A 14,796-nucleotide genomic window follows, 5' to 3' on the forward strand; every position below is an offset into this window, starting at 1 on the left:
CTCCGCGCATGGATCGGCGCATGGAAGGGGCCCGCGGCGGGAGTCGCCACGGGCCCCTTGCGGACCATCAGCAGACGGATCAGGCGCCGCCTCTGCCGCCGCTCCTGCCGTTGCCGGAATCCGTCGGCAGGGCGGCCGGGGCCTGGTTGATGTTCAACGGAACGTCGTCGCCTCCCGGGCCGCCGTCCTGACCGCCGGTGTCCTGGTCGTCGCCGAGGCCGTCACCGCTGTCGCATCCCGGGCCGCCGTCGTAGCAGCCGCCGTCGTCGGGGAAGTTGGTCGGGAAGTCGGTCGGGAACCCGGCGTCGTCCGGGGTCGGCGACGGAGAGGGCGTCGGGCTCGGCACGATGTTCTCCGGAGTGCCCAGCCCGGCCTTCGGCGGGAACTGCTCGACCGGCTTGCCCGCGAGCGCCTCCATCATGAAGTTCCGCCAGATCGTGGTCGGGTAGGTCGCGCCCTCGATGCCACTGCCGAGCGATATCTCACGGCCTTGTGAGTACGGGTTCTGCGGGCCGTACTTCTTGCTCTTGGGGTTGGGCTTCTCCGGGCAGTTCGCGTTGACGGGCTGGACGATCTTGCCCGTCTTGGTGACGCACTCCTCGCGGTACATGCCGACGGCGGTGGAGATCTGCGGCGTGAAGCCGACGAACCACGCTTCCTTGTTCTCGTTGTTTGTACCGGTCTTGCCGGCCGCCGGACGGCCGATGCCCTTGCCCGCCGCCGTACCCGACTTGAGGACCTCCTCCATGGCCGCCACGGAGTCGGCCGCCGCCTCGGGTGTGATCACCTGCTTCTCGTCCCGCCGCTCGGCGATGACGACCTCCTTGTCCTTCCGGACCTCCTTGACCACGTGGTAGTTGGTGTGCTTGCCCTCGTTCGCGAAGATCGAGTAGCCCGCGGCCTGCTCGACGGGGGTGACCAGGGCGCTGCCGATCGCGAACTGGTACTGGTGCTCCTTGACGTCCTCTTCCAGCCGGGTCTTGTCGAGCCCGGCCTCCTCGGCGATCTGCTTCACGGCGCTGAGCTGCCCGATGGTGCCGTTGACCTCGTCCAGCTTGTACGCCATGGACGCGAAGGCCGTGTTGATCGAGTGTGAGGTGGCGTAGGTCGCGTCGATGGCGGCGGGCACGGAGTGGCCGTTGGTGATGCCGCCCTTCGCCTGGCCGGGCAGTTCCTTCGGCACGGTCTGGTTGCCCGGCAGCCAGCTCTTGAGGCTGTATCCGGCGTCCAGCCAGGCCGCGAGCACGTACGGCTTAAAGGCCGAGGCGGCCTGCTTCTTGGAGTCGAACGGCTCGTTCCAGTTGTCCTTGACGTAGTCCTCGCCGCCGTAAAAGGCGAGCACCCGGCCCGTCTTGGGGTCCACCGCGGCCAGACCGGCGTGGATCTCCTTCGGCAGCGCGTTGGTGGTGCCGATGACCGCCTTCCTCGCGGCCTGCATGAGCCTCTTGTCGAAGGTCGAGATGATCTTGTAGCCGCCGCTCCTGACCTGGTCGGGCGACAGGTTCATCTTGGTCTTCAGCTCCTGCATGACCTGGACGACCATGTAGCCCTTGAGGCCGCCGAGGTAGTTGGTGTTGCTCTGCTTGACGGTCTTGGGGAACTTGGCCGTGGCGGGCAGTTTGCCGTACCTGCCGGGGTCGAGGGTCGCCATCGCGTTGATGACGTCCTTGAACCGGCTCTGCAGCTGCGGGGAGTCGGGGTCCAGGGCCGGCGTCTGGATGCGCGCGGCGAGATAGGCGCCCTGCTCCGGCGTGAGCTGACCGACGTGCTTCTTGAAGTACGCCATCCCGGCGGCCTCGATGCCGTAGGCGAGGCCGAAGTTCACCGTGTTGAGGTACGTCAGCAGGATCTGGTTCTTGGGCATCTCCTGGTCGAGCTTGACCGCGACGAAGATCTCCTTGAACTTTCGCTTGATCGACACTTCCTGGCTGAGGCCGTCGTAGTAGTTGCGGGCCATCTGCTGGGTGATGGTCGAGGCGCCCTGGAGCTGCTGGCCGGTCGCGGTCATCCAAACCGACCGCACCATGCCGGGGATGGAGATGCCGGAGTCCTCGCGGAACGTCCTGTTCTCGATGGCGATGACGGCGTCCTGGACGTGCCGCGGCACCTTGTTGATGTCGTCCACGATGACGCGCGGAGTGCCGACCTTGGCGATCAGCGTCTTGCCGTCGTTGTAGTAGATGGCGCTGCCCTCGGCGATCGCGTCCGCCTGGGTCGCCTTCGGCACCGGGGTGTTGGCGTAGGCCACCGCGATCATGCCGAAGGTGCCGACGGCCAGCACGGTGAAGGCCGCCACGAGGATCTTCCAGCTCGGCAGGAAACGCTTCCAGCCCGTACGGCGCGGCTTCTCGTCGTCATCGTCGAAGTCGTCGAAGTCGCGCGGATCCCGGGGACCGCGACCGCCGGGACCTTCCGGCCCCCCCGGGCCGCCGGGACCACCGGGTCCACCCGGACCGCGGCCGCTCCGGCCCGGAGGCCTGCGGCGGCGGCCGCCCGTCTGGAGCGCCTCGGTGCTCTGCCCGTCCGCGTCCCCGCGGGCGTCACCGCGTACGTCACGGGGGGCGTCACCGCGGAAGCCGCCGCTCGGCATGCCCAGAGCCTGGGTGCGCTCGTCGGCGCCGGGGACGCCGGGCCGACCGGGACCGCCCGGACCACCCGGACCGGCGGCGTAACGCGGGTCACGGCCGGCCGGCGGGCGTCCGCCGCCCACAGGTCCGCGGGGTCCCTGCTGGTGTCCCTGCTGATGTCCCTGTGCGGGTCTCTGCGGGTGGCCCTGAGGGGAGCCCTGCGGGGGGCCCTGTGCCGGTCTCGGCGGCACGGCGTTCATGGCCGCCGTGTCCTCGAAGGCCGCCTCCCTGCGGCGCTGCTCCGGTCCTCCGGGCCGGGCGCCGCGGGGTGGCTGCGGGGCCGGGCCCCTGCCGGGTTGCCGCGGCGGACCTGGCTCGCCGTACTCGCCGTACTCGTCGGATTCCCGGGGCGAGCGACGACGGCGCCCAGGGCGGGATGGTCCACCGGAGCCCGAGGCGTCCTCGGGGCGGCCGGTCGGCTCCGGTCCATAGTTGCTGTTGGTCACGCGTCCTCGTCAGATGTTTCGGGGAGTTTGAATCGGCGTCGGCCGGCAGGCCGGCGGGCTGTCCTCCTGGAAGTGGAGGTCGCCCTACAGAGAGGGGCCCGGGGGATCGGCTGTTCCGAGGACGAACGACACCGCCAGGTGGTTCCAGGAACAACCTTGGCAGACCTCCACCACGTAGACCCGGAATTCGCGGTATTCCCGGGCCATCGCGGTGAGCTCGGCCGCCCCTTTCGCCTGGCCGGCCACTCGTCCTAGTTCATCCCCATATACGTATGTGACGTTGGTCACGTTCCGTCGTTCACATATGGGGCAGATGCGCCTGGACGGCTCTCCGTGAAAGCGAGCCGCGCGCAGCAGGTAAGGATGGGCGTCGCACACGTCCCGCGCCCGCACGCGGCCGGCGCGGACGGACTGCACGGCCGCCCGCTTCGCGAGGCCGTAGTCCACGACCGACCGCTGTGACCACATACGGCCAGATTACGGCCCTTTGCGGAATCTTGCCCAACCGTTGACTCATTGCCATATATGACGCTCCGACGTATCCTGCGGATGTATCGAGTCGATACATCGGTCGGACACAGGAGGTGGTTCCAGTGACGGGCTCTCGTGGAGGTGTACTGGAGCTCGCCGTCCTGGGATCGCTGCACGAAACGCCCTTGCACGGATACGAGCTGCGTAAACGGCTCAACACGCTGCTCGGCATGTTCCGTGCGTTCTCCTACGGCTCGCTGTATCCCTGCCTCAGGGGTCTGCTGAACGAGGGGCTCATCGCCGAGGAGGAGCCCCCTGAGGACACGGTTCTCGGCCGCAGGTCGAAGATCGTGTACAAGATCACGGCGGAGGGCAAGGAGCGGTTGCAGGAGCTGCTCAGCCAGTCGGGGCCGTCCTCCTGGGAGGACGAGAGCTTCGGCATTCACTTCGCCTTCTTCCGCCATACGGAGGCGGAGGTGCGGCTGCGCATCCTGGAAGGCCGCCGCAGCCGCCTGGAGGAACGCCTCGACCGCGTCCGTGAGGCTCTCGCCCGTACGAGGGAGCGGTTGGACAGCTACACGCTGGAGCTCCAGCGGCACGGACTGGAGTCGGTCGAGCGCGAGGTCCGATGGCTGAACGAGCTGATCGACTCGGAACGGCGGAGCCACTCGGCTCCCGGCGAGGGGGATCACCCCCCGGATCCCGCGCAAGCCGTGCAGAAAGAGACCCAAAGGGCGGACACGCCCGAGGCAGATAGGTGAAGGAGCGAGTGCTATGGGTTCGGTGCGCGTAGCCATCGTCGGTGTGGGCAACTGCGCCGCATCGCTGGTACAGGGCGTCCACTACTACAAGGACGCGGATCCGGGCAGCCGTGTACCGGGCCTCATGCACGTGCGGTTCGGTGACTACCACGTCGGCGACGTCGAGTTCGTGGCGGCCTTCGACGTGGACGCCAAGAAGGTCGGCCGCGACCTGTCCGAGGCCATCGTGGCCTCCGAGAACAACACGATCAAGATCTGCGACGTGCCGCCGGTCGGCGTGACCGTGCAGCGCGGCCCGACCTTCGACGGGCTGGGCACGTACTACCGAGAGATCATCGAGGAGTCGGACGAGCAGCCGGTCGACGTCGTCCAGGCGCTGAAGGACGCCCGGGTCGACGTCCTGGTGTCCTACCTCCCCGTGGGCTCGGAGGAGGCCGACCGCTTCTACGCGCAGTGCGCGATCGACGCCAAGGTGGCCTTCGTCAACGCGCTGCCGGTCTTCATCGCCTCCGACCCCGAGTGGGCCGCGAAGTTCACCGAGGCCGGCGTCCCGATCGTGGGCGACGACATCAAGTCGCAGGTAGGCGCCACGATCACCCACCGCGTGCTGGCCAAGCTGTTCGAGGACCGCGGAGTGGAGCTGCTGCGCACCTACCAGCTCAACTTCGGCGGCAACATGGACTTCATGAACATGCTGGAGCGCACCCGCCTCCAGTCCAAGAAGATCTCCAAGACGCAGTCGGTCACGTCGCAGATCCCGCACGAGATGGCCAAGGCCGACGTCCACATCGGCCCGTCCGACCACGTGCCGTGGCTGGACGACCGCAAGTGGGCCTACGTCCGCCTCGAGGGCAAGTCGTTCGGAGACACCCCGCTCAACCTGGAGTACAAGCTCGAGGTCTGGGACTCGCCCAACTCGGCCGGCATCATCATCGACGCCGTCCGCGCGGCCAAGATCGCCCTCGACCGGGGCATCGGCGGCCCGCTGCTTTCGCCCTCGTCCTACTTCATGAAGTCGCCGCCGGAGCAGTACTCCGACGACGCCGCCCGCGAGGCCGTGGAGAAGTTCATCCGCGGCGAGGTCGAGCGCTGACGTCCGTCGCTCACAGCGTGTCCCGCCCCGGCTCCGCCTTGCGGACCGGGGCGGTCGCACGTCTCAGCCGTCTCGGTGATTTCAGCGTCTCAGGAGCTCGCCCTGGCGGCGGGTCTCAGCGGTTCGAGGTGAGCGGGCGCGCGGCGGGCGGCAGGGCCGCGGCGTCGGCCACCGGCCAGGCCAGCGGGTCAGGACCGAGCGCGACGAGCTGGGGCACCTGCAGCCGGGCCCAGGGCGAGATGTCCAGCTCACCGCTCATCACCTCGGCGGCGAAGCGCGTCCAGGGCTCCCATCGGACCTCGCCCACCTCCTCGGCGTTGGGCGTGGCCTCTCCCTTCACCACGGCCCGGTAGACCGGGCACAGCTCGTTTTCCACCGTCCCGTTGTCCATCACGGCCCGGTAGGAGAAGCCCGGCAGGATCAGGTCGACGGACTCGACGGCCAGGCCCAGCTCGAAGCGGAGGCGGCGGATCACCGCCGACGACAGCGGCTCGCCCGGCAGCGGATGCCCGCAGCAGCTGTTGGTCCACGCGTCGGGCCAGGTCAGCTTCGTGCCCGCCCGCCGCGACAGCAGCACGCGGCCCCGGTCGTCGAAGACATAGCTGGAGAACGCCAGATGCAACGGAGTGTCGGCGCCGTGGACGGTCGACTTGGGAGCGGTGCCGACCGGGTTGCCCTCGCCGTCGACCAGCACGACATGTTCCTGTGAGGTCACTCTGCGAGAGTACGTGATCACCTTGATGCGAGTGAGACGTAGGGGACTTTATCAGGGTTGATCCTGATGCTCGGCTGTGATCGTCCGCGTAGGCTGTCGCCGTGTCGTACGTCTCCGATCTGCGGGTGGTCCTGAGGGGCCGCAACTTCCGGCGTCTTTTCGCCACGAGGCTCGTCTCGCAGTTCTCAGACGGGATCTTCCAGCTCGCCGTCGGCGGGTACGCGTTCTTCAGCCCGGAACGGCAGACCAACGCGGCCGACATCGCGGCGGGCCTCGCCGTGCTGCTGCTGCCGTACAGCGTCCTCGGGCCCTTCGTCGGGGTGTTCATCGACCGCTGGTCGCGGCGGCAGATCCTCGTCATCGCGCCGGTCGTGCGCGGTGCGCTGCTGATCGTGGCCGCAGGCCTCGTCGCCGCGGGAGCGCCGGACGCCGTCTTCTACGTGGCGGCGCTCGGCGTGCTCGCGGTCAACCGCTTCTTCCTTTCGGCCCTCAGCGCGGCGCTGCCCCACGTCGTGCCGTCCGACCAGCTGATGATGGCCAACGCGGTGACGCCCACGTCGGGCACGGTGATGACATTCGTCGGGGCGGGCGCCGGCATCGTGCTCCGCATGGTCGCCGGATCGGGCGACGGCGGGGTGGCGGTGCTGCTGGTCTCCTCCGGCCTCGTCTTCGGGCTGAGCGCGCTGATCGCGCGGACGATGGAGCGCTCCCTGCTCGGCCCCGCGTACGACCCGGACCGCCCGCAGGCCCGCGAGGCCGTACGGCACGTGCTCACCGGCCTGGTCGACGGAGCGCGGCACATCGCGCACCGGCGTTCGGCCGCGGCGGCCCTCGGCGGCATCGCGACGCACCGCCTCATGTTCGGAATCTCGACGGCCGCGGTGATGATGCTCTACCGCTACAGCTTCACCACGAACGTCGACGACGCGCTGAAGGGCATCGCGCTCGTGCTGGGCGCGGTCGGCGCGGGGAGCTTCGCCGCGGTGGTGGTCACGCCGTGGGCCACCAAGCGGTTCCGGATCGAGACCTGGGTCCCGGTCATGCTGGTGACCTGCGGAGTCCTCGAGTTCGCGCTGTGCGCGACGTTCCAGCAGTGGGCGTTCGTGGCCGCCGGGCTCGTGATCGGCGTCGCCGGGCAGAGCGTGAAGATCTGCGCGGACACCGTCGTGCAGCGCGACGTCGAGGATGCCTATCTCGGCCGCGCCTTCTCCGTGTACGACATGCTGTTCAACGGCATGACCGTCCTCGGCGCGGTGCTGGCGGCGGCGCTGCTGCCGCGCGACGGCAGGTCCTATCTCGCGCTCGCCGTGATCGGCGTCGGCTACGTGATCGGCGCGGTGGTGTACCGGCTGATGCTGCCCACGACCGTACGCAGGCCGCCGGTCCCCGCCGCCGACTGACCCCTGGGCCGCGTCCCGCCAATCGGCGGTTGTCCGGGCAATTCGAAATCGGCTGTGCGTGATCGGCAAATTGGATCCGAACACAAGGGCACAGAAGCCTTGACTGCTCGCTGAAGAGTTAACATCCCTCCCAAAACGATTCGCCGTTTTCATGTGGTCCGCCCTCCAGCGAACAGGCCGCCCTCATGTCCCCCTCCCCCTCGAATTCAGGAGAAGCTCCGGATAACAAGGACGACGCGACGTCCCCTAAACGTCAGCCCGAGGTGACGCTGGCGCGGCAGACGGTGATCAGCACGGCCCTGACGATCCTGACGACCGGCGTGCTGAACAAGTTCATCACCCTGACGGACCAGGGGCTGTTCGGGTGGTTCGTCACGATGCTCACGATCGGTCTGATCGGAGGCGTCCTCCTGCAGCTTCCGGGACCCGCCCGCGTTCGCGCCTGGCTCATGCGCCGGAGCAGGCCGTCCGTCTCGGCGATCAGTCCTCGGCCCGAGGACGTCCCTCCACGCCGCCGTCAGGTCGGGCGGATACGCGAATGTCTTCGCCGCGTCTGGCCGCCGCTCGCCATCAGCTATCTGTCAGTGACCCTCGGGCTGGTCGTTGCCCTGATCGTGGTCGGGATTGTGAAGGTCACGCCAACTCTGTACCGGCTGGCCCTGCCACCGTCCTGCGCCGAGCCGCGAGAACTCTCCGTCATGACGGCGCCGGAAAACGTCGACGCACTGCGCGGAAAGGCCTCCGCTTTCATCGCCGAGACACGGGTGGACGACTGCGCCGCCTACCGGATCTCGGTGTTTCCCGCTCCGTCGATCAAAGGAATGATCCACGGATTCGACGACGGCTGGCGTCGCGACGACGCTGCTCAGTCGAACGAGCCGTTCCGGCGCCTGTTCGGACCGCGGCCCGACGCCTGGATCGCGACCAGCTCGGAGGAGGTGGATTTCGTCCGCTGCGAGGTGGGACGCCCTCAGGGCGCCGGGGAGAAGGAGTGCGGCGACGAGGACCCGGTGCGACTGGAGAAGCGAGCGAGTGTGGCGAACGACCATCTGGCCATCGCGATGCTCGGCGAACGCATCCCGGACCTGAAGGGGCTGCCCCCGCAGAAGGGCCTGGCCGGCGTGGTGAGGGCGATTCGCCGGGAGCTGGACATGCGCCTTCTCTACCCTCAGCCAGGGCTCTCCTCGGCTGGTCTCATCGCGGCCGCGCAACTCGTGAACCACGAAGATTCCAAGGAAACCGCCGAGAGCGTGGCCTTCGACAACAGCGTCAACGCGCTCCTGTGCCGATTCGAGGGGCTGGGAGGCAAGAAGAAGGACATCGCGCTGTTCGTCCCATCCCACAGCGTGCAGGACTATCCAGACCGGAAGAACACGGGCGAGGGCTGCACCGGCACGAACGGTAACAACGCGGGGGCGCTCACCGAGGCGGAGGTGGCCGGCCTGCCCGCCCTGGACTACCCCTTCGTCCACATCCACTGGCCCGAGGAGGACCAGGGGCGCAGCGACGCCATCGACGGGTTCGGTGCCTGGCTCGCCGGCCACAAGCTCTTCGACCGCCCCGCGCCCGGCAGGGCCTCGACGGTGTCTTCGGCGGCGCTGCGCGCGGCGGAGAAGCAGATCAAGGATCGGCTGCCCCCCGTCGATATACAGCTCCTGCTCGACATCTCCGGGTCGATGTCCGGATCGCCTTCCGCGCTCCTGCTCACTCGTCAGGCGATTCCCGGCATCTGGCAGACGCTCACCGAATCCGATCGACTGTCGCTCAGCACGTTCTACCTGCACGACGGCGTAAACGTCGCCCAGCCTTCTCCGAAACAGGGAGTGGATGATCTACACGAATTCATCACAGAAGTGGCGAAGGTGACCAGTAATGGTGCGGACGCGCCGATATCAGCAACGATCAGAAAGCTGGGGCCGCTGGTCAAAAAGCCGGCCCGCTCCCTGGTGATCATCACCGACGGAGGCCCCTTCCGGCTCGAGAAGGACCCTCGGGGGGCCGAACACGCCATCGCGCAGGCTCTGGAGCAAAGCCCGTCAATCAGGGACCTTTACCTACTCGTGCTGAAGCGGGACAAATGCGGCGGCATGGTCTCGGCGCCGGAACTCCCGAGGAGACGGTCCAAGCACCTGGTCTGCGCCGAGGTCGAGGGCGGCTCCTCATCGTCCTTGCAGGCAGGGGACGTGGAGAACGCACTGATCAAAATGATTTCCACGGTGCGGGAGTGGTCCTGATGCCGGGGCGTCTGAAGCGGTGGTGGTCTCCGCTTCCGGTCTACCGGAAGTGGCTCGGGGTGGCCGGGTTCACGGCGGGTCTCCTCCTCGGGACGAGTCAGCTTCTCCCCGGCAGCCTGTGGACGGTCCTGTCCCCCTCCGCTTCCCCGGCCGTCGACCGCGAGAAGACCTGCTCCGGCAGCGGCGAAATAACCATCGCGACCGGGAACGACGTCAGCGCGGGAAGCTTCCGCAGGAACCTGGTCCAGGACTGGAACAGGACTTCACTGTCGCGCGTCGCCAGGTTCGTCGAGATATCCGACTCCGCCGACGAAGCCCGGGCTGAGATGGCGGCGGCCGCCCAGTCGCACCGGTGTGCCTACGACATCCTCATCCTCGACGTCGCCTATGTGACCGAGTTCGCCAGAAACGGCTACATCCGGGAGATCGACGCCGTCGGCGACGCCCAAGATCCGGACGGTTTCGGCCAGGACTACTGGCAGCGATTCATTCCCAACGTGCTGAAGGCCACCGAGGTGGACGGCAAGCGGTATGCCGTGCCGTTCGCCTCCGACGCGCCGCTTCTGTTCGGCAAGACCGGTCAGCTGACCTTCAAGGACTGGCCGGATCTCGTGCGAGATGCCGAGAAGCACGGCTACGCGGGGCAGTTCGGCGACTACGAGGGCGGCACCGTGAACCTCATGGAGGTGATCCTCTCCGGCGGCGCGAAGATCTCTGATGGTGAGCGTATCGTGCTGGACCGCTACCCCACCGAGACCAAGCAGGCGCTCAAGATGTGGAAGGGGTTACTGAGCCCTCCGAGACACGACGGAGACTCCGGCACTCCAGGGGGATCACCGCAGAACGCGGGCCAGTGCCGGGACAGCCTCGCCCGTGGCTGCCTGTGGGGATTCACCGAGGAGAGCGGGATCCGGGCATTCCGCGACAGCGGGGTGGGGTACATGCGGAACTGGCCGTTCGCGATTCCCCGGCTGGCTCTCGACCCGGTGATGCGCGGCCCGGGTGGAGCCCTCCGCTTCGACGTGGCGCCCCTGCCGCGCGGTGGGATCCTCGGCGGCTCCACCCTCGCCCTCAGCGCGGACATCTCCGAAGACAAGATCGAGGACGCCCGGCGCCTCATCGAGTTTCTCACCCGAGCGGACTCGCAGGAGAAGCTGTTCGCGTGCGGCGGTTACCCACCGGTCGTCGAGAAAGCCTATGAATTCTTCCAGGAGGTCGACGATCGGCACACCTGCAGCGGCCTGCAGCGGCAGGATGGCCGGGACATCGTCGCGGAACCCGGCTCGGAATTGACCTCTCCTCAGCTGAAGAACTTCGCGGCAAAGGTCCACGATGCCGTGACCAAGGCAGTGCAGCGGCCGATCTCGTCCCACTACGCCTCCTTCAGTGAGACGTTCCGAACCTGCCTCCGGGGCGCGTTGATGAGTGACGTTGATCCGGAGGATCTGGACGTCGGCCGAATCGCCAGAGTTCTGCAGGATGCCCAGGCCGGACGCCGGTCGGACTCCCCGTGCCTGCGGCCCTCGGGGTAGTGACGACGTTCGAGCGCGGCCTTCAGGGTGTGAGCGGCCGGCGACTGCCGGGTGCGCTCAGAGGGCCGCAGTGGCGGCCGTCATCGCCCTGGTGATCGTCGCGATGTCGTCCGGCGTGCAGGCGTAGGGCGGCATCGTGTAGATCAGGCGGCCGAAGGGCCGCAGCCAGACGCCGTGCTCCATCACGATGTCCTGGATTTTCGCGACATCGACGGGCTCGTCGGTCTCGATCACTCCGATCGCCCCAAGCACCCGTACGTCTCGTACGCCGGGCGCGTGCGCGGCGGAAGCCAGACCGTCCAGCAGGGCCGCCTCGATGCGGGCGACCTCCTCCCTCCAGGGCCGCTCGGCGAGCAGGTCGAGCGAGGCGCCGGCCACCGCGCAGGCGAGCGGGTTGCCCATGAAGGTCGGGCCGTGCATCAGCACGCCGACGCGTTCGGCCACCCGCGCCGTGCACAGCGTGGCGGCGAGCGTCATGTAGCCGCCGGTCAGCGCCTTGCCCACGCACATGATGTCCGGCCTGATCCCGGCATGGTCGCAGCCGAACATCTCCCCCGTACGGCCGAAGCCGGTGGCGATCTCGTCGGCGATCAGCAGGACGCCGTGCTCGTCGGCCAGATCGCGCAGCCGCCGCAGGTAGGCCGGGTGATAGAACCGCATGCCGCCGGCGCCCTGCACGACCGGTTCCACGATGATCGCGGCGAGCCGGTCGGCGTGCGCCGCGACGGCCGCGGTCAGCTCCGCCAGATACGCCTCGTCGGGTCCCGGCTCGACCGGCGGCCCAGGGCGGCGGCCGTAGTCGGCGGGCGGCGCCGGCGCGAAGACGTGGGCCGGGAGCATCCCGGTGAACAGGTGGTGCATGCCGTTGACCGGATCGCAGACCGACATCGCGCCGAAGGTGTCGCCGTGATAGCCACCGCGCACGGTCAGCAGCGCCGACCGGCCGCTGTGCTGGACCGCCATCTTGATCGCGACCTCGACCGCCACGGAACCCGAGTCCGCCAGGAAGACGCGGTCGAGCCCGGTCATCTCGCTCAGCCGGTGCGCGAGCCGTACGGCGGGCTCGTGGGTGAGACCGCCGAACATGACGTGCGCCATGTCGCCGGCCTGGTCGCGCACGGCCCGGTTCAGCCGGGGGTGGTTGTAGCCGTGGATGGCCGCCCACCAGGAGGCCATGCCGTCGACCAGCTCACGACCGTCGTCGAGGGTGATCCGCACACCGTCCGCCCGGCGGACGACGTGCACGGGCACCCCCGGCGGCGCCTCCGACGGCCCCTTCGACAGCCCTTTCGACGGCCCTTTCGACGGCATGGCCGCGTACGGGTGCCAGACGTGCTCCCGGTCCAGCCGGAGCACCTCCCCGGCGTCCATTCACAGAAGCCCGTTGCCGTGCGCCCAGGCGAGCAGGGCGTCCTTCGCGGCCTCCTTGCCGATCAGGCCCTGGTCCATGCGGATCTCCAACATGTGCTTGTAGGCCCTGCCGACGACCGGGCCGGGCGGCACGCCGAGGATCTCCTGGATCTCGTTGCCGTCCAGCTCAGGCCGGATCTTGGACAGCTCCTCCTCCTCGGCCAGCCGGGCGATGCGCTCCTCCAGCTGGTCGTAGGTGCGCGACAGGGCCTGCGCCTTGCGCTTGTTGCGGGTGGTGCAGTCGGCCCTGGTCAGCTTGTGCAGCCGTTCGAGGAGGTGTCCCGCGTCGCGGACGTAGCGGCGCACGGCGCTGTCGGTCCACTCCCCCGTCCCGTAGCCGTGGAAGCGCAGGTGCAGCTCCACGAGCCTGGACACGTCGGACACCACGTCCTTGGGAAACTTGAGCTCGGTCAGCCGCTTCTTGGTCATCTGCGCGCCGACCATCTCGTGGTGGTGGAACGACACCCGGCCGCCGGGCTCGTTGCGCCGGGTCTTCGGCTTGCCGATGTCGTGCAGCAGGGCCGCCCACCGCAGCACCCGGTCGGGACCGGCCGTCTCCAGCCCGATGGCCTGCTCCAGCACGATCAGCGTGTGCTCGTAGACGTCCTTGTGCCGGTGGTGCTCGTCGATCTCCAGCCGCAGCTTGGGCAGCTCGGGCAGGACGTGGGCGGCGAGCCCGGTCTCCACCAGCAGCGCCAGCCCGGCCCTCGGGTGCGCGCCGAGGATCAGTTTGTCGAGCTCGTCGCGGATCCGCTCGGCCGAGACGATCTCGATGCGGCCGGACATCGCCGTCATGGCCTCGACGACCTCGGGCGCGACCGTGAATCCGAGCTGGCCGGCGAACCTGGCCGCCCGCAGCATCCGCAGCGGGTCGTCGTCGAACGACTGCTCGGGGCGGCCCGGCGTCCGCAGGCTCCTCGCGGCGAGGTCCTGCAGCCCGCCGTACGGGTCGGCGAACTCGTGGTGCGGCAGCCGGACGGCCATCGCGTTGACCGCGAAGTCGCGCCGGGCGAGGTCGCCGTCGAGCGAGTCGCCGTACATGACCTCGGGCTTGCGCGAGGCGGGATCGTACGACTCGCTGCGATAGGTGGTGATCTCCAGCAGCCAGCCGCCCTTGCGGACGCCGACCGTGCCGAAGTCGATCCCGATCGTCCAGACGGCGTCGGCCCAGTCCTTGACGATCTCCAGCACCCGCTCGGGACGGGCGTCCGTGGTCAGGTCGAGGTCCTTGCTCGCACGGCCGAGGAGGACGTCGCGGACGGAACCGCCGACCAGGGCCAGCTCGTGCCCCCGGGCCGAGAACAGCTCGCCGAGCTCGTCGGCGACCGGGGCGATCCGGCGGAACAGTTCGTTCACGGCGCGCTGCTGGCTGTCGCTCAGATTTGAAACGGACAAGGCTGGGTAGGTCCTTCGGTCACGGAACAGAAACTCTCCCCCGATGGCCCAGGTGTTCGGGTGTCACCCAGGGGAGACACACCTAGCGATCACCAGGCCACGAACGGTTCGGGGGCGCTGGACGACGCAAGGAGCACACGAGATGAAAGACGCTCTCGCGATTCACCGCTGGCTCCTCGCCCACCAGATCCACCATGAGATCGTACGTCTTCCGCGCCCGTTGACATGCTCGGACGAGCTTCCCGAGGTGCTGGGGGTCACTCCCGGGACCTGCGTGTGCGTATCGCTGTTCGAGGTGTCGGCGCGTGGAGCGACACACGAGGTGGCCGTGGTGAGCGCGGTGGACTCCTGTCCCGGGCCGGCGGCGGTGGGCGACGTCCTGCGCGCCCACAGGGTGACCCCCGCGTCCGCCTTCGCCGTCAACTCCGCGACCGACTACGCGCACGGCCTGGTCTGCCCGCTGCTGCTGCCCGACGACCTGACCGTTCTGGTGGACCAGCGCCTGTTGGAGCGCATCGATCCCGACGACTTCGTCCACACCGCGACCGGCGAGCGCCGCACCGCCTTGCGATTGCGCGCCATCCACCTGTTCGACCTGGTGGCGGCCAAGCCCGTCGACCTGAGCACCGGCCACAGGAGAGGTCTCGCAAGCCTGGTGAGTCCTATGCGGACCGCATAGCCAATAGCATTCTGGGCGTGCGCCGTACCTCAC

11 protein-coding genes are annotated in these 14,796 nt (G+C 68.6%); 6 read left to right on the plus strand and 5 right to left on the minus strand.

Features of this window, described 5'->3' with window-relative positions:
- Nucleotides 1-79: 79 nt before the first annotated feature.
- Complete coding sequence (locus ACQPZZ_RS39735) at nt 80-2,710, minus strand: transglycosylase domain-containing protein (RefSeq protein ID WP_432927674.1); 2,631 nt, start codon at nt 2,708-2,710, stop codon at nt 80-82.
- 447 nt (nt 2,711-3,157) lie between these two features.
- Nucleotides 3,158-3,541 carry a DUF5318 family protein gene (locus ACQPZZ_RS39740; RefSeq protein ID WP_432927676.1) on the minus strand — a complete coding sequence of 128 codons (384 nt, stop codon included), beginning with the start codon at nt 3,539-3,541 and terminating at the stop codon, nt 3,158-3,160.
- 125 nt (nt 3,542-3,666) lie between these two features.
- On the opposite strand from ACQPZZ_RS39740, the gene ACQPZZ_RS39745 reads away from it, so the two are divergent.
- On the plus strand, nt 3,667-4,305 hold the full coding sequence (locus ACQPZZ_RS39745) for a helix-turn-helix transcriptional regulator (RefSeq protein WP_432927678.1): 639 nt from the start codon (nt 3,667-3,669) through the stop codon (nt 4,303-4,305).
- Between the two features lie 13 nt (nt 4,306-4,318).
- Entirely contained in the window at nt 4,319-5,398 is a 1,080-nt protein-coding gene (locus ACQPZZ_RS39750; protein ID WP_363636006.1) for an inositol-3-phosphate synthase, read from the plus strand.
- 115 nt (nt 5,399-5,513) lie between these two features.
- On the opposite strand, the gene idi is transcribed toward ACQPZZ_RS39750, so the two are convergent.
- Entirely contained in the window at nt 5,514-6,113 is a 600-nt protein-coding gene (gene idi / locus ACQPZZ_RS39755; RefSeq protein WP_363636004.1) for an isopentenyl-diphosphate Delta-isomerase, read from the minus strand.
- A gap of 101 nt (nt 6,114-6,214) precedes the next feature.
- On the opposite strand from idi, the gene ACQPZZ_RS39760 reads away from it, so the two are divergent.
- From ACQPZZ_RS39760 to ACQPZZ_RS39770, 3 genes are all read left to right on the plus strand, one after another.
- Entirely contained in the window at nt 6,215-7,513 is a 1,299-nt protein-coding gene (locus ACQPZZ_RS39760; RefSeq protein WP_432927681.1) for an MFS transporter, read from the plus strand.
- 185 nt (nt 7,514-7,698) lie between these two features.
- The gene (locus tag ACQPZZ_RS39765) at nt 7,699-9,747 is read left to right on the plus strand and encodes a vWA domain-containing protein (protein ID WP_432927683.1); all 2,049 of its coding nucleotides are present in this window, start codon (nt 7,699-7,701) and stop codon (nt 9,745-9,747) included.
- Nucleotides 9,747-11,279 carry an extracellular solute-binding protein gene (locus ACQPZZ_RS39770; RefSeq protein ID WP_432927685.1) on the plus strand — a complete coding sequence of 511 codons (1,533 nt, stop codon included), beginning with the start codon at nt 9,747-9,749 and terminating at the stop codon, nt 11,277-11,279. The genes ACQPZZ_RS39765 and ACQPZZ_RS39770 overlap by 1 nt, the downstream gene beginning before the upstream one ends.
- Before the next feature lie 57 nt (nt 11,280-11,336).
- On the opposite strand, the gene ACQPZZ_RS39775 is transcribed toward ACQPZZ_RS39770, so the two are convergent.
- Both ACQPZZ_RS39775 and ACQPZZ_RS39780 read right to left on the minus strand, forming a co-directional pair.
- The gene (locus ACQPZZ_RS39775; RefSeq protein WP_432927687.1) at nt 11,337-12,650 is read right to left on the minus strand and encodes an adenosylmethionine--8-amino-7-oxononanoate transaminase; all 1,314 of its coding nucleotides are present in this window, start codon (nt 12,648-12,650) and stop codon (nt 11,337-11,339) included.
- Nucleotides 12,651-14,084 carry a CCA tRNA nucleotidyltransferase gene (locus tag ACQPZZ_RS39780; protein ID WP_432927689.1) on the minus strand — a complete coding sequence of 478 codons (1,434 nt, stop codon included), beginning with the start codon at nt 14,082-14,084 and terminating at the stop codon, nt 12,651-12,653.
- Nucleotides 14,085-14,226: 142 nt separating this feature from the next.
- Here ACQPZZ_RS39780 and ACQPZZ_RS39785 point away from each other — a divergent pair, with 142 nt between their 5' ends.
- Nucleotides 14,227-14,763, plus strand: coding sequence for an aminoacyl-tRNA deacylase (locus tag ACQPZZ_RS39785; RefSeq protein WP_432927691.1), 537 nt, complete (start codon nt 14,227-14,229; stop codon nt 14,761-14,763).
- Nucleotides 14,764-14,796 lie beyond the last annotated feature (33 nt).

Source organism: Microbispora sp. CA-135349, from assembly GCF_050947365.1.
In the GTDB taxonomy this organism is placed as follows: Bacteria; Actinomycetota; Actinomycetes; order Streptosporangiales; family Streptosporangiaceae; genus Microbispora.